The following is a 24,698-nucleotide window of genomic DNA, read 5'->3' as shown; positions in this document are numbered from 1 at the left end:
ACCTGCCCCTAATGCCGATGATAACGAGAAAAGGGACAGATTGGCTCAATTGAATGAGATTATTTTGAGAGGCCAGACGGCATCAGGAATTACATCATACCCATGCCACCCATGCCGCCCATGCCGCCCATGCCACCCATGCCACCCATGCCGCCCATGCCGCCCATATCGGGGGCTGCGGCTTCTTTAACGGGTTTTTCGACCACGAGGGCTTCGGTCGTTAGGACCATACCGGCGATGGAAGCGGCGTTTTGAACGGCTGACCGCACCACTTTAGCCGGATCGATAATTCCAGCGGCGATTAAGTCTTCGTACTTGCCGGTGAGGACATTGTAACCGACGCTAAAAGCGGTCTCGCGCACACCTTCCACGATCACATCGCCTTCCACACCGGCGTTGTTGGCTAACTGACGCAGGGGGGCTTCTAGGGCTTTGGCGACGATATCGGCGGCGACTTTTTCCTCATCGTTAGTCAAAGAAGCTTTGAAAGCCTTCACCTTAGAAGCCAGATGAATCAAGGTTGTACCACCGCCCGGGACGATACCTTCTTCCACGGCGGCTTTGGTGGCATTGAGGGCATCTTCGATGCGGAGTTTGCGATCCTTGAGTTCGGTTTCTGTGGCTGCCCCGACTTTAATGACGGCCACACCGCCGGCTAATTTAGCGATGCGTTCCTGTAATTTTTCCTTATCGAATTCAGAATCGGTTTCTTCTAACTGTTTTTTCAGTTGGGCGAGACGTTTCTGCACATCGGCTTTATTGCGGCTGTCCCCGGAGGCGACAATAATTGTATTGTCTTTTTCTAGGGTGATTTTTGCCGCTTGCCCTAGCAGATCGAGGCTAACCGTGTCAAGACTCAAGCCCACTTCTTCGGAAATCAGACGACCGCCGGTGAGGATGGCGATATCTTGTAAAACCGCCTTGCGACGTTCCCCAAAACTGGGGGCTTTGATAGCGACGACATTTAAGACTCCCCGGGCCTTGTTGACCACTAGAGTGGCTAAGGCTTCGCCGTCCACATCTTCGGCGATAATTAATAGGGGACGACCTTGACGGGCAACGGCTTCGAGGACGGGGACTAATTCAGCGATCGCACTGATTTTTTTATCCGTAATCAGGATCAGGGGGTTGTCGTACTCGACGATCTGTCTTTCTTGATCGGTGATGAAATAGGGAGAGATATAACCGCGATCAATCTGCATCCCTTCCACTACTTCTAATTCGGTGGTTAGGGATTTCGATTCTTCCACGGTGATTACGCCATCGGTGGTGACTTTTTCCATGGCGGTGGCGATCATTTGTCCCACTTCTTCATCGTTGCCAGAAGAAACGGTGGCCACTTGAGCGATCGCATCTCCAGCGATCGGTTTAGCGACGGCGGCGATTTCTTCCACCAGATAGGCGATGGTTTTGTCTAGTCCGCGTCTTAAAGCGACGGGATTGGCCCCGGCGGTAACGTTTTTCAGACCTTCTTTAATTAAAGCCTGGGCGATGATGGTGGCGGTGGTGGTGCCATCTCCCGCTAAATCTTTGGTTTTTGCCGCTACTTCCTGAATTAATCTCGCCCCGGTGTTTTCGAGGGGATCGGACAATTCGATTTCTTTGGCCACGGTGATGCCGTCATTAACGATCTGGGGGGCGCCGTATTTCTTTTCTAACAAGACATTGCGTCCTTTCGGACCGAGGGTGATTTTTACCGCATCGGCCAAGGCGTTGACACCTCTTTCTAGGGCGCGACGGGATTCATCTTTAAAGGCAATGATTTTGGACATGGTATCGCTGTTGTGATAGGACTCCTTATAGTTAATTTAGCACTCTTAGGGCTTGAGTGCTAAGATGCGGCCGCGGTCATTGAGGGGATAACGATGTTGAGGAGATAACGATGTTATGTCCCCACGGCAGACTGAATTGAGTTAAAAAAATAAAAAAAGACCAAGAGAGCCTTCTAGTTTGACAAAAAAAGGATAACTCCGATTAACCCGAAATCGGGTTAATCGGAATGGCGATCGCTTGAACTTGAATTTTTTTTAACTCGGATGTTCCTGACTCTTGGTTTCGATATTTTTAACTTTTTCTTCTCCTAATTTGTTAGATTTTTTGATAATTTTAAACTATATTAATAATCTAATTCCACAGTTAATGTCGCATTTTTTATTGTCGATACTAACGATATTTAACCGAATATAGCGTTTCCTAAGCTAGTGAGGTACACCTGTTTTTCTTCCCCTTTGCCTTTTGCCTCTTGCCTTTTGCCTAAAACCCATAACTTTTGTACCTCAGCAGACTGAAAAACGCTATAACTGCCATCTTCTTGTTCACTTCAAGGGAAGCTCCACAGGCAACTAAAATAGTTTTTATGACAGTTATAATTGATATTCTGATGACTACTTAGTTTTCAAGTAAGAGCCTCCTTAATGAATTAAAAGAATAATATTGATCTTGTATTTGCTACTAAGGATAAACAGGATTACGCCTATACCAATCAACGTAAGTTAAACTTTTTGGAGAAATATTTTGCATAAATTTTTCCAAGTTTTGACGCTCATTTGTGTTAGTACCTAATCCAAAATCGAGAGAAGATAAAACTGCTCGGCGAATAGTTGGACTTTGACGATCGAGAATGGCAACTAAAAATTTCGGATTTTGATTAGCCCATTGTACAATAACTCGGGCATAATTTTCTTCAACTATTCCATCTATATACGGAGACATTTTAACCAAAGTTTCTGCATCTTTTTGATAGCCAATTGCTGCTTTTTTTCCAAGTTTAATTATAGTCGGCAGTCCCAATTCTATAAGTAAATCACGACCTTGATCACAAGAAATTCGAGAAATTTGACTACCAGCTAACCAACCGGCAAGAGGTAATTTAATTTTCAGCCATTTTTGATAACGCTCACTTAATTGTACAGAACTGCCGCTAGGTAAAGTGGCAATAACGTTATTTCCTTGTATTTGAGGATAGGAACGGATATTCACATAACCATCGCGGGCGGTAACAAAAAATTTTTGACAAGATTCTGCGCTAACAATTGAGTTACCTGTTAGCAATAAAGATAAGGAAAAAATGGTAATTGTGCCTAACATTTATGGTTAGAAAAGTTTTCAATGTACCAATAATTACTAGAGACAATTGAATCATCATTAAACAATTCAATTGCCCCTTATTAAAGATAGGCTAGGGTTTGGGACAAGTTCCTAAACCCCAATCCACAAAAAAGTCTCGTGGGAGCATCTCACCTTTGTAACCCCTAAATCAGGTTTTATGTCAAGATATTTTGAAAGCCTTGCTAGAAACCAGTTTTAGGGACAAGTATAATTACTCACTTGCATAAATGAGATGCTCCCAGTCTCGTGGGTCAGTTTCCCGAAGCCAACGAACAAAACGTTGATAATCGCCAATCGTATAAATTCCCACACATCCTGCGGTACCAGGAGACTTCTTGCGGCGATTCCAGTCGATGTGAATTTCAATAGCACTTCTACGGGTTGAATTGGGCTTTTGATAAGTTAAAGGCGTTGACACTGGACCAACTCCAGGATCAGGAAATACAAATTTTCCAGAGTAATCATCTTTGTGTGCAGGACCCCCTGCCCATTTAATATTCTCAATTCGCCATAACCCTTCTGGTAGCGGCTCAAATGATTTAGGTACACTAGCGGTAGCCGTCTTAAAAATCTGTCTCGATGGCGTACCAGAACAGACATTAAGACTGTCTTTCAGTTGTCCATCTTTAAAGTATTCCATTTTTAAAATGAAACAACCAAATTCATCTTTTTTGTTGGTTTTGGTTAATTTAAGATAATTTTTACCCGGACTGGATACGCCGACAGGAGGAGTTACAGGAACTGGATTTCCTTCCCACAGTTTTTTCCAAGTCAGGGGGCCGACTTTGCCATCTGCTTCATTAGCTCCAAAAAATTTGGCTTGGAAAGCTTTAACAGCTTGATCCGTTCCTGAACCAAAGTTGCCGTCAATTTCCCCTTGATAGTAGCCCAAATCTCGCAAACGTAACTGCAATTCCTCAATATCTTGCTTTAAACTGGCGGGAGTATCTTCGTCTGCTCCCATTCCAATTATTAAAAGTTGATTATCCAATGAGGGAGGAGCATCAACTTTTGTGATTGTCGCAAATTCCCTTTTTTGAATTAAGATTCTTTCCCCCGCAGGTACTTGTTTTTCCTGGGGGGCAATGAGGAAATTTTTAGCATTAGGATATTGACGTATGACGGTAATTAAGTCCTCTTTATCTGGGCTTTCTACAGTCAAAATTTCTATAACATCAGAGCCTTTTCGAGCCACAATAATCGTATCATCATTATTTCTGTCTCGATAGCCCTCTAACCAATCAACTTGAGCTTGTAAGGAGGGTTCAGGCTTGTCTAAAGGTTTTCCTTCACTTCCAGATTTTTCAAATAAAGCCTTTTCCTCACGGCGACGATTAGTTAAACCTTCTAAAACAATTTTCACTCCGTTTTGTGTTGCTTTATTCCAAACTAAAAATTGTTCTGCCGCTCCAGTAAAATCACCACTATTAAGTTTTTTCAGTAGGGTACTTCCTTGAAACGCCCCACCACCGACGTTGTAGCAAAAAGAAACTAGAGCATCGAATTGATTCTGATTGAGTCCTACTGTTACTTTTTTGGTAACTAACTCAGCAAAATCGTCAGCTTCTAATTTTAATAAGTCCTCCGCTTCTGCTTCGGTGACAATATCTCCTAACTCCACAGGTTGCCCATTGGGATAACGAATCGTTCCATAACCAATAGTAGGTATTCCCACTGGATCTAAGTAAGCATTGGCACGAAATCCTTCCCATTTTTTAATTAAGTCAAGACAGATTTGCGAAATTTCCATATTTAATTTTCCTCTTAATTCTCAGAATTTGCTCACGGCAAAATATAGTCAATAACCGACCCCAACTATTGCTGGACAGTTACCACTAATCAACTGTTTACCTAGCTTGAAAGCAGCACTTAAACAGGCAAACCAAGGGCCGATGGTTCCTCCCATTGACGTAATGTCAAGGCAAAAGGGTTTGGGATCAAAGATTGGTTAGTTAGGGAAATAATTGGGTAACACTTTTAAGTTATTCAATGATAACTATAGATAAGCAAAAAAAATACTTAAATGTAACAAAAAAATACATAGGTGGGGAAGTGTAATTAAATATCAGACTTATCGAGGTTGAATTGAGACACGAACCCCACAACCGGCATAGGTGATCAACTGGACTAACCTATATTACAAAGTGCGAAGCCGATTGACAGCCTTTCTGATCAAGATGAAGTATAACCTAACCTGGTATCGACGACCGACTCCCCAAAGCGAAAACTTTGTACCTCACCATTAAGATAACTACCATCAAAACGCGGATATCACTGCCAATAGAGTTCGGTTTTACCGTTATGGAATGAGCATTAACAGGGGTAATATTCTAGGTAAGGAATTTGTATCTAGTCAGTGATGAAGACGATGTTAAAGGGGTCTTTACCGAAATTAAGCGATATTTTCCCGCCGACTGACCATCAGGACCGGGAAACTTTCACCCCCAATGCTTTTTATCCTAATTTATCGGAATGGCTCAAGCGCTCGCAACTGAAAGCGGAAAGTGAGTGGTTCGCAGCGATCGCCGCTTTAGAAAATATCTTATTACAAAACCAAAATCATGCTGCCGCCGGTCGGGGTTTAATTCTCTCCGGTCCGACGGCTTTAGTTAGAGAAAGCAAGGCTTTAACGGGTTTTGAATTTGGTGTTTTCACCGTTAAAGCTTTAAAACATTTACAATGGCCGGGTTTGCAATTGCCTTCTCAGGAAAAATCCGCCGCCGATGTTTCCCCGACGGAGATTCATGAATTGCCTCTCTTGCCAACGGATCCGATTGCTAATGAAAGGTTTTGTCTGGTTTTTAGCGAAAGTTTCGCTCTTTTGCTGGTTTTAGGCGAGGATCAGTGGGGTTTGTCCTCTTTTCAATTTTCCTTTGATCCCGTCCTCACTCAGCAAGCTTGGCAGCAGTTGCGGCAACGATTAGTTAATCTGCGTTATCCGCAAATCGGGACTTTAGAGGCAATTATCGAGGCTAATGGCAGTCCCTCGCCGGATTATCGTCTAGTTAGCCAATTTAGTCGCCAATTACTGCAAAATTTACCCGACCAGTCTAACTTAGACCTGAAAAAAACGAAATCGCCTATCAATGCCGAAATCACTCCCCCAGAGGAAGATAATTCTAATTTAGAATCGGGTTGTGATTTGGAGTTATTGCGCGCCTTAACCCACGAAATTCGCACCCCTTTAACCACCATTCGCACCATTACCCGATTATTGTTAAAACGGGCAAAAGTAACGGAAGATGTGCAGAAATATTTAGAAACAATCGATTTAGAATGTAGTGAACAAATTCAGCGCATGGAATTAATTTTCCGAGCCGCAGAATTGGGTATTAATCCTCTGGTAGATAAACCGATTCAATTAATTCCAATTGCTCTAGAAAAAGTCTTTCAAGATAGTATTCCCCGGTGGCAAAAACAAGCTAAACGGCGCAATGTCAATTTAGAAGTTAATGTACCGAAAAAATTGCCTTCGGTAATTAGCGACCCGAATTTATTGGATCAAATGTTAAATGGAGTCGTGGAAAAATGTACTCGCAGTATGGCTAGTGGTGGTCTGTTACAAGTACATATATCAACGGCAGGAAATCAATTAAAAATGCAGTTCCAAACTCAGGTAAAATCGCCTAATCTTACTTTCAAAGATTTAGGAAAAGTCTTAATGTTTCAACCAGAAACGGGTAGTTTAAGCCTGAATATGAAGGTGACTAAAAACCTTTTTCAAGCTTTGGGAGGTAAATTTATTGTGCGTGAAAAACCCGAAGAAGGTGAGATTTTAACCATTTTCTTGCCCCTCGGACGCATTAAATAAGTTGGGATTATGCTAAAATTTTCATCTTGGAAAATAGCCAAAATTGCCAAGAGGATGCTATACTAGGGCAAATATTATTGATAGTTGCCATGGAAAAAACTGTTTTAATTTTAGGTGGCACTGGTCGCATTGGTCAAAGTGTCGCCCTAGATATTATTAATCATACTGCAGCTAAAATTATTATCACAGGACGCAAGGAAAAAGCCATTAAATTACTGCCAAGAATGCAGTTTTTGGCTTTGGATTTAGAAGAAATAGACAAGCTTAGACAGGCAATTAAAAATAGTGATTTAGTCATTCATTGTGCCGGTCCCTTTCACTATCGCGATGGCAGGGTAGTAAAAATTTGCATCGAAGAAAAAGTCAATTATATTGATGTTAGTGATCATCGTTCTTTTTATCAAAAGTTAATCCCCTATCGAGAATTAGCGATAAAAGCGGGAATAACTGCCGTGGTTAATACGGGAATTTTCCCCGGTATTTCTAATAGTATAGTGCGGGAGGGAGTCGAACAGTTAGATAGGGTAGAAACGATCCGTTTAAATTATGCCGTAGCCGGTTCAGGAGGTGCGGGATTAACTGTGATGCGGACTACTTTTCTCGGCTTAAAAAAGCCTTTTTTAGCTTGGATTGAGGGACAATGGCAAGAGATTAAACCCTATACTGCTAGAGAAGTAATTGACTTTCCCGCTCCTTTGGGTAAAACTGGTGTTTATTGGTTTGATATGCCAGAAACCTATACTTTTGCTGAATCTTTTCAAGTGCAAAATGTGATCACAAAATTTGGTTCTATTCCCGATTTTTATAATCATTTAACTTGGATTACTGCCCATATTTTTCCTGATGCTTGGGTAGAAAGTTCTCGGGGAATCGAGTTTTTTTCCCAAGTTAGTTATCGCATGACAGAAGTAACCGATAAATTTTCGGGAATTGGGGTGGCAATGTTGGCAAAAGTCGCCGGATGGCAAGGGCAGCAAAAAGCAGTTTATCAAGCAACTATGCTTCACGAAAACACTGCCCAAGCAGCGGGTTGGGGAACTGGCAGCGTGGCAGAATTAATCTTAGCGGCAAAACTCCAAAAAGCCGGGATTTATCCGGTGGAACAGGTGTTATCCACAGAACTATTCCATGCTACGATGAAAAAAAGAGGTATTAAACTCGATCGCTCCTGTGCAATTGTGGCTTAGAAGATGAAAAAAATCTGGCGTTACTTAGGGCTGTTTTGTTTAGTTTTGTTACTGACTTTATCCCCCATCTTCATGATAGCAGCCCAGAATAATCCTGCTAAACAAGGACAGGAAACACCCCTGGAAACTTTGGGAGAAGTTTTTCCCGTCATGCTTGATAATCAAGAACTTTTTACGATTCGGCAAGGAATAGGTTCTTTTTCAGCGCAAGAAAGAGCGAAATCGATTACAGATAGAATTGAAAAAATTGCCGATGACGATGCTCTTTCTCCTGAAGATTTAACTATAAAAATCGATCCTGAAGACAAAAACCCTTCGATTATTTTGGGAGATACGGTTATTGCTACTATTACTTCTAGAGATGCCAAATTACACGCGGTCAGTCAAGAAGTATTGGCCGAACGAGCTTTGGCAAAGATGAAAGCAGCCATTGTCCGTTATCGTCAAGAACGTCAACCAGATAACCTCTTCAAAGATGCAGTTTTGACGGTAAGTGCTACCTTGGCCACGGTCTTAATTTTCTGGGTAATAATTTTTATATCTTCGCGGGTTTTTCCCCAGATTCAGAGATTAATCACCTCCCTAGTTCCTGGGGTCGTATTCCAAAATTTTGAGATTATTAGTTCCCAGACAATAGGAATTTTTTCCCTAAGAGTTTTGCAATTTATCCGCACTCTGATTATTTTAACTATTCTCTATTTTTATTTAACTTTTGTCCTTCGTCTTTTTCCCTGGACTAGAAAATTTGGTGATGGTTTTCTACAATACTTTTTTAGTGCTTTGGAAGTTATTTCCCAAGAGATAGCAAAATATTTACCCAATATTTTTATTATACTGATAATTGTTTTTATAACTCACTATCTGTTGAGAGCAATTAAACCATTTTTCACTGGATTGGAAAGAGAAAATTTAGTAATTAATGGTTTCTATCCCGATTGGGCAAAACCAACCTATAATTTACTGTCACTGCTGATAATTGCCTTAGCTATAGTCATCGCTTTTCCCTATCTACCCGGATTTAATTCTCCGGCTTTTCAGGGGGTGTCGGTATTTTTAGGGGTGCTATTTTCCTTGGGTTCCACCTCTGCTATCGCTAACGTGGTAGGAGGAATTATCCTCATCTATACCCGCTCTTTTCAACTAGGAGATAAAATTTCTATTGGTGATGTTATTGGAGATGTGATTGAAAAAGGATTATTAGTCACCCGTATTCGCACACCAGCTAATAGAATTATCACGATTCCTAATTCATCGCTGTTAAACACCAATGTGATTAACTTTAGTGTCTCTCAAAGGGAATTCAAACAGCCTTTAATTTTGCAAACCACAGTCACTCTCGGTTATGATTTACCTTGGCGTAAGGTTCACGCAACCCTGAAAGAAGCAGCCTTAGCCACTAAATTTATTGTCTCAGAACCTGCTCCTTTTGTCTTGCAAACCAGTCTCGATGATTTTTATGTCAGCTATCAGCTAAATGCCTACACCGATCATCCTAGCAAAATGGTGTATATTTATTCTGAATTACATCAAAATATTCAGGATAAATGTAACGAAGTCGGTATCGAAATTATGTCTCCTCACTACAAGGCTCTCCGGGATGGCAATCACAGCACTATTCCTGAAAATTATCTGCCGGAAGATTATCAAAGTCCGGCTTTTGGTATTCAGTCAAATCCTCAGAAGTAATAATTTTCCTAATAGCTTTAATCGCTTTTGTCAAGCCCTTTTGAGTTATTGTTGATAATTCTTCACCAAATTCACAGTTAATAGCAGGAATAAATATTCCCCAGGCCCTGGGAGTTTGTTGATAAATTGCTTGAGTTAATGCTAATAAAGAAGCGGGACTTTCTGCATGACCGAAATTATTCCATTCCGTAACTGCCGCTAATTTTTCTATCCGGATATCGGTTTGATTAGATAATACCGCATCAACAAAAATAACTAGGGAAGCATCAGCCATATCGGCCGCTAACTCAGGAGTCAATTGATGGGTAGCGATGACTTGCAGATGAGGCCAATTCTCCTCGGCGATAATTTCGGCTATTCTCACTCCCACTCCGTCATCATTTCTTAAAGTATTACCGTAACCGATGAGCAGTATTTTAAAATTATTCATGGTTATAGCATTTATCTTAATGATGAGGTGCAAAGTTTTCCTTTTTGGGGAGTCGGTGGTCGATACCAAATTAGGTTATAAGCTAAGACGCATTTAAAGCGCTTATTCTTAAGATTAGCCGAATCTCCCCCAATCCCTTTACTGTTGCCTCTTGCAAGAGTGCCTCTTGCCTCGTCTCAACAAGCAATTTAAATGCGCGGGCAGCTTACTTCATCTTAACGAGAAACGCTGTAAAATAAGTATAGGATATCTTCGATGCTCTCGATGCACAGCTTAACCTAATCGATAAATTAACTGAGTCTGCTAAGAAAACTTAAGCCTTGATAGTAGTTTCTTGATGAGCCAAAAATTATGCTATCGACTAACATAGTTTCCTCTAATATTATTCCCCCTCTCGAAAATGGTGATAGATTAACTCGTCCCGAATTCGAGCGCCGTTATCAAGCAATGACAGAGCTAAAAAAAGCTGAATTAATCGCAGGAGTTGTTTATATGGCAGCCGCAGTGAGAGCCAAAAACCACGGTAAACCCCACGCTAATATTATCGGTTGGTTAACTGCCTACGAAGTGGCGACACCGGGGGTAGAAACACTGGATAATACTACTGTGCGACTTGATGGGGATAATCAACCACAACCAGATGCTTTATTAAGAATAGAAACCGGTGGACAATCAAGCATTAGTGAAGATGATTATGTAGAAGGCGCACCGGAATTAATCGTGGAAATTGCCGCTTCTACCGCTTCCTACGATTTACACGAAAAACTCAAAGTTTATCGTCACCATGGAGTACAAGAGTATATTATCTGGCGAGTTTATGATGTTCAATTGGATTGGTTTCGGTTAACTGATGGGGAATATTTGCCCCTAGAATCAACTCAAAATAACATCCTTTGCTCTCAAGTTTTCCCTGGATTATGGCTAGATAAAAATGCTTTATTATCGGGTAATTTAGCCGAAGTTTTGGAGGTGTTAAAGCAAGGAATAGTTAGTCAAGAACACCAAGATTTTTGTCAAACTTTGGCTAATCAATAACCCAGATAAATTTGATTTTTTTCTTAGTTGCCTAGGGATGGCTCAGAAAGATTAGCTGACTTTTCTTGCCAATCTTGACCGGTTTTAATCGTCACATCAGAAGCGAGATTCCCCGTACTTTCCACCAAAACTTCCCCGACACCAAGACTGTTATGCAGGTCAGAAGCGAGGGAATTATCCCCTTTTTGAGCAATAATTTTGGTAGTTTCTAGAATTGGCGATGAAGACTTAGAGACAAAAACATTTTCATAACCCAATGAGCGCAGATATCTGACTAGAGTTTGCACCGCTTCTGGATTATCGGTGCTGTCTTCCACAGCTATGCGAGTCGGTTGCGTCGTTTCCTCAATGTCAGCCATAAAAGAGCCGTGGTTAAAATGTTGAGCCACTAGCTCTTGAATTTTACTTTGATTGGGCAACCAATAACTGATCCCCTGCCGACCATCACCATTAAAGTCTCCGGGTAGCAGTAGCATTTGCACATCAGCGCGCTGAGTTTTGGAGGCAAAGCCGGCTAGGGCGAGTAACTCCTCTAAACTGAGATTAGTATCGATATGATTGCGGATAACCTCGATAATATCGGGAATTTTCAATAAAGTTGCTGGTTTTAGGGTTTGTTCCACTAAAGACCGCATTAATTGCTGTTGTCGTTGGATACGACCGATATCGCCGTTAGCATCGTAACGAAAACGGGCAAACTGGAGGAATTTCTCGCCGTTGAGGTGTTGTTCCCCTTTTTTCAGGTCAATGTAGAGGTGTTGACTAAAATCTTTGTACTTCATGTCTTTGGGAACATATACCGTCACCCCCCCCAAAGCATCAATTAATTTTTCCACACCCTGCACATTAATGCGAACATAGCGATCGATAGCCACTCCGTCCAAAAGATGACTAACCGTTTCCGCCGTTAAAGCAGGTCCCCCGATGGCGTTAGCTTCATTGATTTTTTTCTCCCCGTAACCCTCGATATCGGTGCGGGTATCCCGGGGTATGGAAAGCATGGTTAACTTCTGTCTTTGGGGGTCAAAACGCAGTAACAGCATGGTATCGGTTAAACCAGCCAAGGAATTAACCGGGGCATGATAACCCAGATCTGGGGTTTGTGCCTCCTTGACATCGGATGTCAACACTTTCGCGCCAACTACCAGAATATTAACGGGACGGTTGAGGGCGGGAAGTTGCAGATTTTGATAGGATATGGCCTGCTGATTGTTAAAAGCGGCGGCTTCTTCGGGACTAAGAGCAGTTTGTCGCAAAGGTGTGGAGGAGAGAGACACAGCCAACATAGCCCCCGCCGTAGCGGAAACTAGGGCGCAGCCGGTGAAGCCTAGGGCTGTCAGGAACCATTTACCGGACAATCGCCGCTTTTTAACAGGTTTAGCCGCTAATTTGCTTGATTTTCCGCTTTTAAGCCTTGATTTTGTCTTATTAACCACAAATTGCCTCACACAATCACTAAATATCTCCCTAAAACCATATTTAAAGAGATAAACTATTTGTTTTCTCAGATACCCGGAAAATATTACGAAACTAATCGGGTTTTTTAGAGAGTTAGCAGATAATATAGCAGAATTTTTCCCTATAATCGTTCTGCATCTCAATTTTGTACAAATATCTAGGGTTTGTTTCGTGGGAGCGGGGAGTGGGGAAGTGGGGTGTGGGCTTCGGCCGTGAGCTTTTGCGTTCGACAAAAGCTCACGCCGAGGTCCGAACGGGTGTGGGGTGTGGGGTGTGGGGAAATGGGGAGAATAAATAAAAATAATCTCCTGACGACCGAATCCTGACGACCGAATCCTGACGACCGAATCCTGACGACCGAATCCTGACGACCGAATCCTGTCTCCTATCTCCTATCTCCTCATTGGCTGATTTTCTTGTGCAGAAATAACTTTTGTGGTCGATTAAATAACCAATTGCTCAACCAACCGTCGGTTTTTTGCAGACGATAACCGCTACTTAAGTAGAGTGACTGGGCCGCTAGGTTATTATCGAGAACATGGAGGGAAAGTTCCTCAAAACCCCATTCTCTAGCGATCTGTTCACACTTGAGCAGCAATCTCCGGGCCAGACCAGCACGCCGGCGATCGGGACTAACGGCTAAATTAGAAATATAAGGAATGGGAACAGCCAAAAAAGAACTGGATTTTAAGCTGATTTCCGCCGTAGCGACAATAACTTCCTGAGAACCCGTGGCGGTGACACTGGTTTGACTGACTACCAGACAGTGATAGTGAGGAGTATCGCCGCGCAATCGTCCCCGTAAGTCCTCGTAAATGCCTAATTTAAAGATGGGACGCAGAAAAGACCAATAATTGGCCGTGGGGAAAAAACTATCGGTGAGAATCTCCGCCAAGCTTTTGAGATCTTGGCTTTGGGCCAAACGCACCTCGACGGTAATGGTGGCAGTGTCACCGGTCGCTTCCGAGTCAGAGGGGTTAGACAATAGGTATGAGATAAAACAGGAGTCCACTTTAATCACAGGAGTCGGCGGGGAAGGTGGGGATGGCAGTCCTTATCCGGGAAAGGTAAATAGGGGTGGGAGCTAGTTGGGAGAATCAAGCATCTATCTTAGGGAGAATACCGCAATTTTTCAAGACTACTGAATCAAAATCTCATCCATTCTACTGCCTATAGCCCCAGTTGGGGGAAAGACCGCTATTTTTCGGTAATTTTTTTTGATCGCCGGGCAATGGTTAAGAGGGGATGATGCTGGTCAGAACTAATCTCTTTCTTTTTGGGTCAATTAACTATATTCTTTAATCTAATCTATCCTCCTATCCCCCCTCCATGATCAAAGAAATTTCCGCTTATTTGCAAGTGTTCCGCAGTCAAAAAATGGCGGCTTTGTTATTCTTAGGTTTTGCTTCCGGATTGCCCTTGTTGCTCACCAGTCGCACCCTGCAAGCTTGGATGACCACCGAAGGAGTTGATCTGAAATCGATCGGTTTATTTAGTTTAGTCACCCTCCCCTACTCTCTCAAATTTCTTTGGTCTCCCTTACTCGATCGCTATCTTCCCCCGCTGCTTGGTCGTCGTCGCGGTTGGATTTTAATCGCTCAAATTTGTTTAACTTTAGCGATTGGTTTTATGGCTTTTCAACAACCAAAACAATCTTTAGAATTATTGGCAATTAATGCTTTACTGATTGCTTTTTTTAGTGCCAGCCAAGATATTGCCTACGATGCCTATCGCACAGATATTTTAGAAAAATGGGAGATGGGTGCTGGGGTGGCGATCGGGGTTTTAGGTTATCGTTTGGCTTTAATTTTAACTGGTTCGATCGCTTTAATTTTAGCCGATCACTTTCCCTGGCCCCTCGTCTATCTTTTCCTAGCGGGATTAATGGCTTTAACGATTATTTGGTCTTTTTTCGCCCCAGCTACTACCCCTAGAGATGATCATCCCCAAACCCTTTTAGAGGCGGTTTGGTTGCCTTTCCAAGAGTTTTTTCAACGCTATCGATTCGGTCAAGGAATCGGCATTCTCGCCTTTATTGTTCTCTATCGTTTAGGGGATGCTTTAGTTAATAATATGGTGACTCCTTTTCTCTTAAAAACTGGTTTCAGTCAAACCGCTATCGGGGCGATCCAAGGCGGCCTGGGCATGATAGCAACTATGGTGGGAGTTTTATTAGGTGGTTCCCTGTTAAGTCGTTGGGGAATTAATCGATCGCTCTGGATTTTTGGTGTCTTGCAAGCTCTTAGTAATTTAGCCTATTTTATTTTAGCAAATTTAGGGCAAAACTATCCTTTTATGGTCTTAGCTATTAATATTGAAAATTTCTGCGGCGGCTTAGGCACTGCCGCTTTTGTGGCTTTTTTAATGAGTCTTTGTAATGCTCGTTTTACCGCTACTCAGTACGCCCTCTTATCAAGTTTAATGGCTTTTAGTCGCGATATTTTGGTGGCTCCCGCCGGAGTTGTAGCCGAGGTGATCGGTTGGCAGTGGTTCTTTTTAATCACGGTAATTGCCGCTTTACCTGGGTTAGCTTTATTGCCTTTATTTGCCCCTTGGCAAGAGGAGAATTGAGCTAATTGATGATTTATTCCTCCGATTTCACTCGCATAACTACTAAAGTCATATCGTCGCTACCGTCATTTTCCAACCCGGTAAAAGCGGCAACTTTCCCAAATAAATATTCGAGAATCTGTTCGGGATCGGTGTACTGTTGACAGGCTTCCTTAACTGCCGATAGCCAATTTTTCTGATCAAATCTTTCCCCTTTCGAGTTAACTGCATCGGTAAAGCCATCGGTATAATAAATCAGTGTATCTCCCGCTTCTAATTGCACTTGGGCATCATCATAGATAGAATCGGCCTCTAAACCAACTAATGTCCCTTCCGTGTCGAGAGACTCTAACTCTCCCGTTTTGGCCCGCCACCGGAGGGTGGGATAATGGGCAGCATTACTGTAGCCAAGACGACGCGTCAGGGGATCATACTCGGAATAAAATAATGTCACGAAACGATGAGAATTATCGAGATCGGCATACATAACCCGATTGAGATGACGCAAAATCTGGGCCGGGGAGTGACGATTTAACACTTCCGCTCGCAACATTCCCCGGGTCATGGTCATCAATAATCCTGCTGGGACACCTTTACCCATGACATCACCGATCACTATACTCCAAGGAGCGGTACTAGCTTCCATTTCCGCCTCCCTTGCCGGTTTAAATTGATCGTAGTTGCAGGGGATAAAATCATAATAATCGCCACCAACGCGATTAGCCGTTTTGCAGTGGGCTGCCAATTCTACCCCCTGAATTTTCGGACATTGCCGGGGTAAAAGACGATTTTGGATTTCGGAAGCGATTTCTAACTCTCGATCCTGACGTTCCTTGGCCCGTAATTCGACCGTTAATTCATTATTAGCTATAGCCACCGCCGTTTGATCGGCCACTAGCTGCAACAGTTTACGACGGGTGGGTGTCCAACCATAATCGGGATCGCGACTGAAAACGTATAAACGCCCCCGCTCACTGTTTTTTATCAAAACAGGTGTACTATAAACCTGCGTACCCTGTCCGAGAGTTTGCCGGATTTTATGGTCGAGACTATCGAGAAGCGATCGATTATTTTTATTCTCAAGTGCCGCTTCTTGGTTTAATTGTCGGATAATTGCCTCTAATTGTCGGCGTAGTTCCCCATTAATTTGATTATCTTGGCAATGCAGCTGATCAAGCGCCACTTGACCGTTATTTTTGCTCAAAATCAACGCCCCTCCCTCCGCGTCTGCCACTCGTGCGGCCATCAAGGGGGTAAGATCGAGGAATTGGTTTAAATTATTGAAACTCCGCAGGGCAAACCCGAGGGAACTTAAGAGATTTTGAACTTTGTTTTGTTCGCGATATAAACTGGCGACCAACTCTTTTAAGGCTAAAATTGGCTTGATATCGGTACTGTGATCGCCCATATTGACGGTGGCAGTGGTGAGGGTGTCCCTCGGTTCCGGCTCAGAAAGCATAAAATGATTTTTGTGGCGGTGACATGATTATAGCTAGATGGTCATTGGGTTATGACCTGTTTAAGTTTAACAGTATAGTCGATCTTTTCCTGACCGCCACAATTTAACCCTGATGTTTTACTATTTCTGTTTTTTCACACCTAAGACTGAGGCTGATAGCTTGACCCTATAATAATTAGGAATATGTAACTCAATCAACTGACTTTATGACCTTGCCTCTCGATGTTCCCACGGCGATTAATCAACGTCGTTCCATTAAAACTTTTACCACCGATCCGATCGCCCCAGAACTGCTGAAAACCCTAGTAGAATTAACCGTTGCCGCACCTAGTAGTTTCAACATCCAAGATTGGCGAATTATTTTAGTACAAGATGAGGCACAAAAGGCCGCTTTAGCCGAGGCCGCTTGGGGACAAAAGCAAATTATCCAAGCGCCGGTTACTTTTGTTTTCGCTGCCGATGCTGCCGCAGGAGGAGGAGAGCTAACTCCTATCTATGAACAGGCTCTCAGTACAGGTGCCTGGAACGAAGGCACGGTAAAATATTTTCAACAGGCAATCCCGGTATTTCAAAAGAATTTAGGCGAAAAAACCCGGGAATACGCGATTAAAGATGCCATGATCGCCGCTACTCATCTGGTTTTAGCTGCCGAAAGTCTCGGTTTATCTAGTTGTTTTCTCAACGGTTGGATCGAGGACAAGGTAAAAGCTGTGATTGGTGCTGCCGATCATCCCCATCTGGCGATCGCTGTTGTCGTTCCCATCGGTTACGCGGCGGAACCGCGGCTTAATCCGGGTCGTTTACCCTTAGATTACAATGTTTTTGTGGATCGCTTGGGTAATCCCTATCAAATCTAAACTCTAGCGATGATTTTCTCTCCCTCAGCTTGGTTAACGCCCTTTTTTAACACTCCCCTTTGGCGCGCTGGGGGTGTGTCCATCACTCTTGGTTGGATTGTTAGTATTTTTGTGCTGTTTGTTCTTGTCACCTGTCTGACGATCGCTTTTAAAAGTTGACTAAAAAATCGTCTGCTGAAAAGTATCGGTTTTGATGAGGGTAATCGAGAAGCGATCGCGACTCTGGCTAGTTTCGCTTTTGGGGCTTTTGGTTATATTATCCCCCTACAATTGACTGGATTCAATCTCGCTTCGATCACTGTTTTAGCCGGTGGTTTGGGGGTGGGTATCGGTTTCGGTTTGCAGGAGTTAACCAAAAATCTCACCAGTGGTTTAACTTTGTTGGTGGAACGCAAGTTAAAAGTGGGCGATTTTATCGAATTTGAGCAAACAAAGGGTTATATCTGGGAAATATCGATTCGTTCTACCACCATTCGCACTGTTGATGGTGCAGAGTTAATCGTTCCTAACACAATCTTAACTAGCAATCGCGTCCAGAATTGGCATTATACCGACTCGCGCATTCGAGTCATTGTGCCGGTGGGAGTTGCCTACGGTACAGATGCTTTGATAGTAACGGAAATTCTGATGCAATCAGCCTATATGTCGGGAGAAATTGCCTTTAATCCGCTTCCCAAGGTGATTTTTAACGGTTTTGGTGATAGTGCTTTAAATTTTGAGTTGTGGGTATGGGTGGAAAAAGTCGAACAGGCCGTTTTTCTGAGAAGTTCCCTACACTTCATTATCGAGCATAATCTGCGTCATCGGGCCATAACGATTCCTTTTCCCCAGGGAGAGTTATGGTTGCATAATACCGACAGTTTTGAGGCAGTTAAGGAACAGGATCAGGAGATAGTTAAACCTTCAAAACCGCTATCGTTAAAAGAAATGTTATTGGGTGATTTCTGCTCAAGAAGATAAGCTGCCCGCGCATTTAAATTGCTTGTTGAGACGAGGCAAGAGGCACTCTTGCAAGAGGCAACAGTAAAGGGATTGGGGGAGATTCGGCTAATCTTAAGAATAAGCGCTTTAAATGCGTCTTAGCTTACCTGATAGATTAAAATAGGGGAAATGGCGAGTAGGAAAGAAAAAAATGGTGTCTATGCCAGAAGATACAGCCTTAACCCCCTCTCAAATCGAAGACTTACGTTTTGCAGCTAAAAAGATGACGGGAGCTTCTCGGCGAGCCTTTCAAGGGAGGATTTGTCAAAAGTATTTTGAAGGGAATGCCAGAAAAACGGAAAAAATCTTGGGTTGGGGGCTCCCGATCAGTCCAATGGGGATTAGAAGAACAAAGAAGCGGAATAATATGTGTTGGGCGACAGTCAACTCATAGTGGAGCGAAAAAATGGGAAGAGAAACAACCCGAAGCTGCCGAGTCTTTAAGAAAAATAGCCGAGTCATACGCACAACAAAATCCAACATTTAATAACCCCATTGCTGATACTCGAATGACGGCTTCTGAGGCGAGAAAACAATTAAAATTATTGGGATATAAAGAGAGTCAAATTCCTTGTCTAAGCACAAGGGCAGTGGTGTTAAATAGAATGGGCTATCGGTTAAGAAAAGTAGTAAAAGCTCAACCTAAAAAAAATGCCAGAAACCGATGCTATCTTCTTAAACTTAAAGAAAAGAGATGAAGAAAATTCGGAAAAAGTGAAGCGGATTAGCATGAACTGTAAAGCGACAGTAGAACTGGGAGAATATTCCCGTGGCGGCAAAACCAGAGGAAATAATCAGGTCCTTGGTTATGATTTAGGAGAAAAAGAAAAATTTATTCCCTGTGGCATTGTTGATGAGGATAAGGGACAACTTTATCTTAACTTTGGAGGTTCTTAAAAAACGAGTGACTTTATGGTAGATAGTCTATATCAATGGTGGGAAACCCTGAGGGAAACCGAAAAACAAGCAACAGAAATTATTCAAATAAAAATGGATAATGGCCTAGAGAATAGTGGTGTGAGAACTCAATTTTTGAAGAGGATGGTAGAGTTAGCCGCTCAGATTAAAAAATCATTTCATCTTCTTTATTTTCCGCCTTATCACAGCAAGTATAATCCGAGAGAACGTTGTTGGGGAATTTTAGAACAACCTTGGAATGGAACTCTATTAAAGGATGTTGACACTCTGTTAGGTTGGGCAAAAAGCATGACAGGGAAAGGATTACATCCGATTATTAGCCTGAGTCAAAAAGTTGCTCAAAAAGGAATTACCTTAACGAAAAAAGAGATGAAAGAGGTTGAAAGACATTTAGAACGTGATTCTAAGTTGCCGAAGTGGGATATTTTTATTCGACCCAATATGGCCTAATTAATAGTTTTGTCCTCATGAGTGGAACAGGTCAATAAAGTTGAAGTTAGTCAAGTTTAATTAGCGGAATTAATCTGCTAATATTTGTCTTTTATTTACTTGTCAAAAAACCGTCATTAGAACTTGAAAATCAAGTTAGGTTAGCGGAAGGTGTTCGCTAACTATTTTCCCCTTATTTTTTAAGTTGATTAGATTAGGTAAACTCTTTGTCAGAAATCACCTAAGGTCACGGATTTATTGGTTCAAACTCTTCTTTACCTACAGCAAAAGTCCGATTTCTCGGTCTCGTCGAGCCGATCCCTAGTCAAAAACTCCGGCAACAACCGCAAGCTGACCCCCCATATCATCGGTCGAGATTATCGCATCAGAAGCGAGTCCGATCCCGATGTCCGCACCGACCGTCAGTACCGCACCCATTGGCGTAGGGGTTTCTATCGTTGGCAACCCTACGGCCCCAGAGAACGACCCGATCGCAAGCTGATCTGGATCGAGCCGGTTCTGGTTAATGGCTAAATCGCTAGATAATAAGCGTGTACTATTTTGATGGACTGACGGCTTTTTTCAAGATTTTTATTGTTGGTATAGATTAAATGACTAACTTATGCTATTTCACCTATATGTCTTGATGTCAAGACTTAATAGTGTCAGAACTTAATATGAAAACCATCGTAATCTCATCCTTATCGGGAGGGCAGGGCAAAACCACCACGGCTTTCTTTTTGGGTAAAATGCTGGGCCGAACGGCGAGGGTTTTATCGGTCGATGCCGACCCGCAGGCGAACCTGACTTTTTTTTCGGGTCATGAGGTGGAACCGAATGCGCCGACGCTTTTGGAGGTAATCAAGGGGACGGTAGCGGCGACGGATGCAGTTTATGCCCTCAACGATTCTAGGTTTCTTATCCCCGCAGATGACGGTTTGAGCAATGCCCAAGAGTATTTGGCTTCTAGTGGGATGGGCGCGCTAATTCTCCGGACGCGGCTCAAACTCCCGGCGGACTATTTTGATTACTGCATCATCGACTCCCCCCCGGCCAGGACACAGATATCTATTGCCACCATCGGTGCGGCCGACTATTTGCTGATCCCCGCCGAAGCTTCTACTAAAGGAGTCAATTCTCTGGTTCGCACCCTGGAACTAGCGGACAGTCTCTCAAAATTAGGGGCTTTCACCGGAACGCTACTCGGTGTCATTCCTTTTCGAGATCGCTGGTTCGGTCGTTCTCACTCAAAGGATAGCACGGCGGCGATTGCCGCCATGGCCGAGGTTGCCCCCGGGGTGAAAATTTTCCCATCAATCTTGGAGAGCGAACGCTATAAACAGGCACTCAACCAAGGCAAACTATTGAGCGAGATCGGCCACGAAGACATGGAAACTTCTTTTCGAGCCGTGATCGAATTACTGGGTACTCAAACCAAGGAGAAAAGATGAGCAACGCCCTCGATCGATTGGTCAACAAGAAAAAACCTTCGGTTCCCCCCCGCATCGATGTGGTCGAAGAAATCCTGCCAATTCCTTCACAACCAAAAGAAGAAATTGCTGAATTAACTCAAGATGCTATAAAAAATTTAAGTCAAGACAGCAAGACATCTTTGAGTCAAGATACTAATACCGAAACAGATCTGGATGATTTCGAGACAGTTCGCAATACTATCCGTCTCGATCGGGCGATCGATGATTCCTTGCGTCAGTTGTGTCAGGACGAGAGAATTACCAAAGAAACACTGCTGGAGGCAGCTTATCTTTACCTAGATGCTCATCCCACCGAGTTAGAGGAGGTGGTAAGGACGGCACGGCAACGGCTACAACGACGCAAGGAGATCGCCGACTATAAACGAGCCAAAACGATGCAGGAGAGATTCTTAAAGTCTTGATGTCAAGATACTTTAGCGTCAAGGTGTTTTAATGTCTTGATATTAAGACACTTTTTTGTCCTAGTGTCAGTAGAAGTCCGTTCTTTTAGCGATGGGAGTGTCAATTGGGTCGATTTCTCCACTAGAAAACCTTTTAGTCTTGAGATAATATTAGGTAGAGGTCTGATGATCTCCGAAACCAATCGGTACGTCGATAATCAGCCCAGACCGTGGAGACCGTGTCTTTGAGTCAGAGAATAGCGGAGAATGGCAGCGATAGAGGCGGGGGGTAGGGGTAAATAATAGACTTGTTGCTCCCATAAGAAAAAGCCGAATGAATTGTTTTGTGAGAAGTTCAGCTGGCTTCTCCTTTTAATTAATGCTTATGCTGCCGCACCCATAAAAATTCCATAAGCCGTTAAGATTAATTGAGCATCAAAATTAGCTACACGATTCCTATAAATATCGGAAACTGCACGGTATCTTTTCACCCCAGAAAAAGCATTTTCACCCACAACTCTTTCTTTGGCTAGTTCTCGATTTTCTTGTTTTTGTTCTGCTGTTAACTCTCCTCCCTTCGGTTTTTTGTGGGGCAAACGGATATTTACATACTGTTTTTGCACTCCCTGAAATCCTGAATCAACCAAGACTGGGATTTGAGCAGGGATGCCGCCAATTAAGTCTTCTTGTTCTTGTATCTTTTTATCATGGGTTTTTCCGCGCTTTCCTAGGGGTTAACAGCAAAATCCTCTTGTCTTCTGCACTAGCTGCTAGGTTTTTTCGGGTGCATCGCTTTTTCTTTCCTGAGTAGTTCTCTTTCTGTTTTTCCGCGTCTTTGGGACGAGCTATCGGTATGAAGGTCCGAGGGACTATCACTTCTTTCACCTCTGGAAAATGTTGGATAAATTCCTCGAGCCTCTCGATTTTTCTAAGGGGCAGTACCTTTTTTTCTCCTAAAACCTTTTCTAAAATTGGTTGTAGGCGATGTACCCATCTATTCGCTTGTGAGCGGTCAAAATCGAACCATACTGCCGCCAAGTCAAAGGTTGGATAGCACTTGAAGTAAAACAGGATATAGAATAGACCTCGACCTAATTTAATTAAATCACAATAATAGGATATAATAAAACAAATATTAACTCAAAAAAAGCCTTGAAAAACTACCCTTGGCAATACATTAAAAAATATCCGAAACAAACTAAAAGACTATTAGGGATTGACTACCAACAACTAGAACAACTGATGGCCCTTGGAAAACTTATACATCGGAAAAACCAATCAGAAATCGAAAAAACCAAAATTAGGATTAATCAACCAGGAAGCGGAACACCTCCTAAATTGTCAGAAGAGGAACAAATTGTTCTAATGTTGGTTTATTTAAGACATCATCTAAGCTTTCAAATCTTAGGACTAATGTTTCAAGTGAGTGAATCAACGGCTCATAATATCTTTACCTATTGGCAAAAACTTTTTGAAGGAGAGTTACCGCCAAGTTTGTTAGAACAAATAAAGAAGTGCCAAGAAGAGGAAATAATAATTGAACAATTAAGGAATTATGAGTTGATTGTCGATAGCGCAGAACAGTTCCTGGAGAGGCCGACCGATTATCAAGAACAAAAAATATATTATTCGGGAAAGCAAAGAAGACATACTTGAAAAAGTCAATTTATTGTCTTGCCAAAAGCTGAAGATATTGTTGATGTAGTTATTGGTCAACCTGGTCCGACGAGCGATATAAAAATCTGTGGGCAAACTTTAAGCAAATTCGATTCTCAACAAACTTTTATTGGAGATAAAGCTTACCTGGAAGAAAATCAAATCAGAACTTCTGATAAAAAACCTAAGAACGTAGAATTAACCGAGAATCAAATTAAAGAAAATAAAGTTTTATCATCTCGGCGAATTTTTGTTGAGCATTTAATTCGAGTTATCAAAGTATTTAAAGTGGTTCAAGAAAGATTTAGATTAAATAAAAGTCGATATAAATCGGTTTTACTGACCGTTTGTGGCTTAGTAAGATTGAGAATTAGTGCGCTAATTTTAGAAGTAATAGAATGGGAGCAATCAGGGGAAGTAATTGACGTTATAATTAGCCATAGTTTTCCGTCAAAATTCGATTTTGTCTCTTTAAACCCTGATTAATCGGTTTTTAGAGCTAATTTTGACTCTTGGTCTAATCTGCCTGTCTTCCTTGCTGTGACTGACTTATAAATTTTTGGAGATGTCTAATAATTTCTCTTTGATGCTTTGCAATCTAGCTTTCCTGCCAGCTCCGATTTTTCTTTTTCTTGGCTTTTCCCTGTTGTCTGCTTCCGCCAAATACACCTGTTCAAATTTCTCTAACAAGGTCTCAAACGCTCTTCTATTGAGTCCTGTGGTCGCTCTCAAGAGTCTATCTTGATGCAATATTCGGCCAATGTTCAGCATTCAAGGGGATATCCAATCATTGTTTCTTCCCCATTATGCCACTATTACACAACAAGTCTAATATTACAACCAACGGTTACATTTTCCGTTAAAGTAATCGTCTCCGGTGTCACCCCTAATTCGGAAGCAATAATAGTACGGGTTGCCTGAGATAATTCCGTCAAAAAACCTGTTTTATCATTATTGATTCGACGAGAAAAAGGATCATCTTCCTGTAACTTTTGATAGCAGCAATAGATAGCATCTAGAGCAGTTCGGGGAAGCAGTCCTTGTCCCCCATAATTAAAGTAAGCTTTTTTCTCCAAACCGAGAAATTGCTGTCGATAGGATGTTACACTTTCGCGCATAAACTTAAATCGTTGAGTTAATTCAGTAACACCCGACTCACAAACATTGCCGGTCTTCTCGACTTTCTATTATAATCAGTGCGCACAATTCGTAGGGGTCTTGCTAGGCAAGGCTTTGAAGATTATACTTCTGGAAAATTAT

Annotated in this window: 23 protein-coding genes and 2 pseudogenes; 14 read left to right on the top strand and 11 right to left on the bottom strand. The window is 42.4% G+C overall.

Translation table 11 applies throughout. The features are described 5' to 3' along the window. Positions 1–89: 89 nt before the first annotated feature. The 3 genes from groL to RAM70_RS14535 form a co-directional block, all read right to left on the bottom strand. The gene (gene groL, locus RAM70_RS14545; RefSeq protein ID WP_002784220.1) at positions 90–1,772 is read right to left on the bottom strand and encodes a chaperonin GroEL; all 1,683 of its coding nucleotides are present in this window, start codon (positions 1,770–1,772) and stop codon (positions 90–92) included. Between the two features lie 679 nt (positions 1,773–2,451). Continuing rightward, positions 2,452–3,087, bottom strand: coding sequence for an SH3 domain-containing protein (locus tag RAM70_RS14540; RefSeq protein ID WP_312674342.1), 636 nt, complete (start codon positions 3,085–3,087; stop codon positions 2,452–2,454). A 232-nt stretch (positions 3,088–3,319) separates the two neighbouring features. Further along, positions 3,320–4,858: a glycoside hydrolase family protein gene (locus RAM70_RS14535; protein ID WP_312674341.1), complete on the bottom strand. Its 1,539-nt coding sequence runs from the start codon at positions 4,856–4,858 to the stop codon at positions 3,320–3,322. Between the two features lie 618 nt (positions 4,859–5,476). Between RAM70_RS14535 and RAM70_RS14530 the strand changes: the two genes are divergently transcribed. The 3 genes from RAM70_RS14530 to RAM70_RS14520 all read left to right on the top strand — a co-directional run bounded on the left by RAM70_RS14530 (position 5,477) and on the right by RAM70_RS14520 (position 9,792). Then, entirely contained in the window at positions 5,477–6,919 is a 1,443-nt protein-coding gene (locus RAM70_RS14530; protein WP_312675936.1) for a sensor histidine kinase, read from the top strand. An 89-nt stretch (positions 6,920–7,008) separates the two neighbouring features. Next, on the top strand, positions 7,009–8,106 hold the full coding sequence (locus RAM70_RS14525; RefSeq protein WP_312675934.1) for a saccharopine dehydrogenase family protein: 1,098 nt from the start codon (positions 7,009–7,011) through the stop codon (positions 8,104–8,106). A gap of 3 nt (positions 8,107–8,109) precedes the next feature. After that, a complete protein-coding gene (locus RAM70_RS14520) occupies positions 8,110–9,792 on the top strand; it encodes a mechanosensitive ion channel family protein (RefSeq protein ID WP_312674340.1) in 1,683 nt (560 codons plus the stop codon). On the opposite strand, the gene RAM70_RS14515 is transcribed toward RAM70_RS14520, so the two are convergent. Next, positions 9,719–10,222 (bottom strand): hydrogenase maturation protease, encoded by a 504-nt coding sequence (locus RAM70_RS14515; RefSeq protein ID WP_045356839.1) that lies wholly within the window; start codon positions 10,220–10,222, stop codon positions 9,719–9,721. The two genes, RAM70_RS14520 and RAM70_RS14515, sit on opposite strands and share 74 nt — an antisense overlap. A gap of 351 nt (positions 10,223–10,573) precedes the next feature. On the opposite strand from RAM70_RS14515, the gene RAM70_RS14510 reads away from it, so the two are divergent. Further along, the gene (locus tag RAM70_RS14510; RefSeq protein WP_312674339.1) at positions 10,574–11,257 is read left to right on the top strand and encodes a Uma2 family endonuclease; all 684 of its coding nucleotides are present in this window, start codon (positions 10,574–10,576) and stop codon (positions 11,255–11,257) included. 23 nt (positions 11,258–11,280) lie between these two features. Here RAM70_RS14510 and RAM70_RS14505 read toward each other — a convergent pair whose 3' ends face one another. Both RAM70_RS14505 and RAM70_RS14500 read right to left on the bottom strand, forming a co-directional pair. Further along, complete coding sequence (locus RAM70_RS14505) at positions 11,281–12,693, bottom strand: LCP family protein (RefSeq protein WP_045356835.1); 1,413 nt, start codon at positions 12,691–12,693, stop codon at positions 11,281–11,283. 422 nt (positions 12,694–13,115) lie between these two features. Beyond that, positions 13,116–13,736, bottom strand: a complete 621-nt coding sequence (locus RAM70_RS14500; protein ID WP_045356833.1) for a GNAT family N-acetyltransferase — start codon at positions 13,734–13,736, stop codon at positions 13,116–13,118. Positions 13,737–14,044: 308 nt separating this feature from the next. On the opposite strand from RAM70_RS14500, the gene RAM70_RS14495 reads away from it, so the two are divergent. Then, a complete protein-coding gene (locus RAM70_RS14495) occupies positions 14,045–15,286 on the top strand; it encodes an AmpG family muropeptide MFS transporter (protein ID WP_045356830.1) in 1,242 nt (413 codons plus the stop codon). Positions 15,287–15,299: 13 nt separating this feature from the next. Here RAM70_RS14495 and RAM70_RS14490 read toward each other — a convergent pair whose 3' ends face one another. Next, positions 15,300–16,724 (bottom strand): PP2C family protein-serine/threonine phosphatase, encoded by a 1,425-nt coding sequence (locus tag RAM70_RS14490; RefSeq protein ID WP_045356827.1) that lies wholly within the window; start codon positions 16,722–16,724, stop codon positions 15,300–15,302. A 206-nt stretch (positions 16,725–16,930) separates the two neighbouring features. On the opposite strand from RAM70_RS14490, the gene RAM70_RS14485 reads away from it, so the two are divergent. From RAM70_RS14485 to RAM70_RS14455, 7 genes and pseudogenes are all read left to right on the top strand, one after another. Continuing rightward, positions 16,931–17,581 carry a nitroreductase family protein gene (locus tag RAM70_RS14485; protein WP_312674338.1) on the top strand — a complete coding sequence of 217 codons (651 nt, stop codon included), beginning with the start codon at positions 16,931–16,933 and terminating at the stop codon, positions 17,579–17,581. 9 nt (positions 17,582–17,590) lie between these two features. Beyond that, positions 17,591–17,740 (top strand): hypothetical protein, encoded by a 150-nt coding sequence (locus RAM70_RS14480; RefSeq protein ID WP_288001133.1) that lies wholly within the window; start codon positions 17,591–17,593, stop codon positions 17,738–17,740. Between the two features lie 111 nt (positions 17,741–17,851). Beyond that, positions 17,852–18,541, top strand: a complete 690-nt coding sequence (locus tag RAM70_RS14475; RefSeq protein WP_376750885.1) for a mechanosensitive ion channel family protein — start codon at positions 17,852–17,854, stop codon at positions 18,539–18,541. Positions 18,542–18,846: 305 nt separating this feature from the next. Next, positions 18,847–19,930 (top strand): annotated as a pseudogene (locus RAM70_RS14465) (ISAzo13-like element transposase-related protein). Between the two features lie 234 nt (positions 19,931–20,164). Beyond that, a pseudogene (locus RAM70_RS23140) lies at positions 20,165–20,443 on the top strand (AcrVA2 family anti-CRISPR protein); the annotation flags it as partial. A gap of 143 nt (positions 20,444–20,586) precedes the next feature. Next, entirely contained in the window at positions 20,587–21,360 is a 774-nt protein-coding gene (locus RAM70_RS14460) for a ParA family protein (protein ID WP_045356821.1), read from the top strand. Continuing rightward, positions 21,357–21,803: a carboxysome distribution maintenance protein McdB gene (locus RAM70_RS14455; protein WP_045356818.1), complete on the top strand. Its 447-nt coding sequence runs from the start codon at positions 21,357–21,359 to the stop codon at positions 21,801–21,803. Before RAM70_RS14460 ends, RAM70_RS14455 begins: the two co-directional genes overlap by 4 nt. Before the next feature lie 362 nt (positions 21,804–22,165). Here the strand turns inward: RAM70_RS14455 and RAM70_RS14450 are convergent, their stop codons facing one another. Next, complete coding sequence (locus tag RAM70_RS14450) at positions 22,166–22,450, bottom strand: transposase family protein (protein WP_238567736.1); 285 nt, start codon at positions 22,448–22,450, stop codon at positions 22,166–22,168. Positions 22,451–22,487: 37 nt separating this feature from the next. Then, positions 22,488–22,820 (bottom strand): hypothetical protein, encoded by a 333-nt coding sequence (locus RAM70_RS22985; protein ID WP_376750884.1) that lies wholly within the window; start codon positions 22,818–22,820, stop codon positions 22,488–22,490. A 114-nt stretch (positions 22,821–22,934) separates the two neighbouring features. On the opposite strand from RAM70_RS22985, the gene RAM70_RS14445 reads away from it, so the two are divergent. Next, positions 22,935–23,438: a helix-turn-helix domain-containing protein gene (locus tag RAM70_RS14445; RefSeq protein ID WP_045356815.1), complete on the top strand. Its 504-nt coding sequence runs from the start codon at positions 22,935–22,937 to the stop codon at positions 23,436–23,438. Between the two features lie 18 nt (positions 23,439–23,456). Continuing rightward, positions 23,457–23,924, top strand: a complete 468-nt coding sequence (locus RAM70_RS14440) for a transposase family protein (protein ID WP_045356812.1) — start codon at positions 23,457–23,459, stop codon at positions 23,922–23,924. A gap of 63 nt (positions 23,925–23,987) precedes the next feature. Here RAM70_RS14440 and RAM70_RS14435 read toward each other — a convergent pair whose 3' ends face one another. Together RAM70_RS14435 and RAM70_RS14430 are read right to left on the bottom strand one after the other, a co-directional pair. Beyond that, positions 23,988–24,209: a hypothetical protein gene (locus RAM70_RS14435; protein ID WP_288002419.1), complete on the bottom strand. Its 222-nt coding sequence runs from the start codon at positions 24,207–24,209 to the stop codon at positions 23,988–23,990. 44 nt (positions 24,210–24,253) lie between these two features. After that, the gene (locus tag RAM70_RS14430) at positions 24,254–24,556 is read right to left on the bottom strand and encodes an aminotransferase class V-fold PLP-dependent enzyme (RefSeq protein ID WP_045356799.1); all 303 of its coding nucleotides are present in this window, start codon (positions 24,554–24,556) and stop codon (positions 24,254–24,256) included. Positions 24,557–24,698: the final 142 nt, after the last annotated feature.

The sequence above is a fragment of the Microcystis wesenbergii NRERC-220 genome, from assembly GCF_032027425.1.
Taxonomy (GTDB): Bacteria; Cyanobacteriota; Cyanobacteriia; order Cyanobacteriales; family Microcystaceae; genus Microcystis; species Microcystis wesenbergii_A.
The sequence above is the reverse complement of the archived record's forward strand: the minus strand, read 5'-3'. Positions and strand labels throughout refer to the sequence as shown.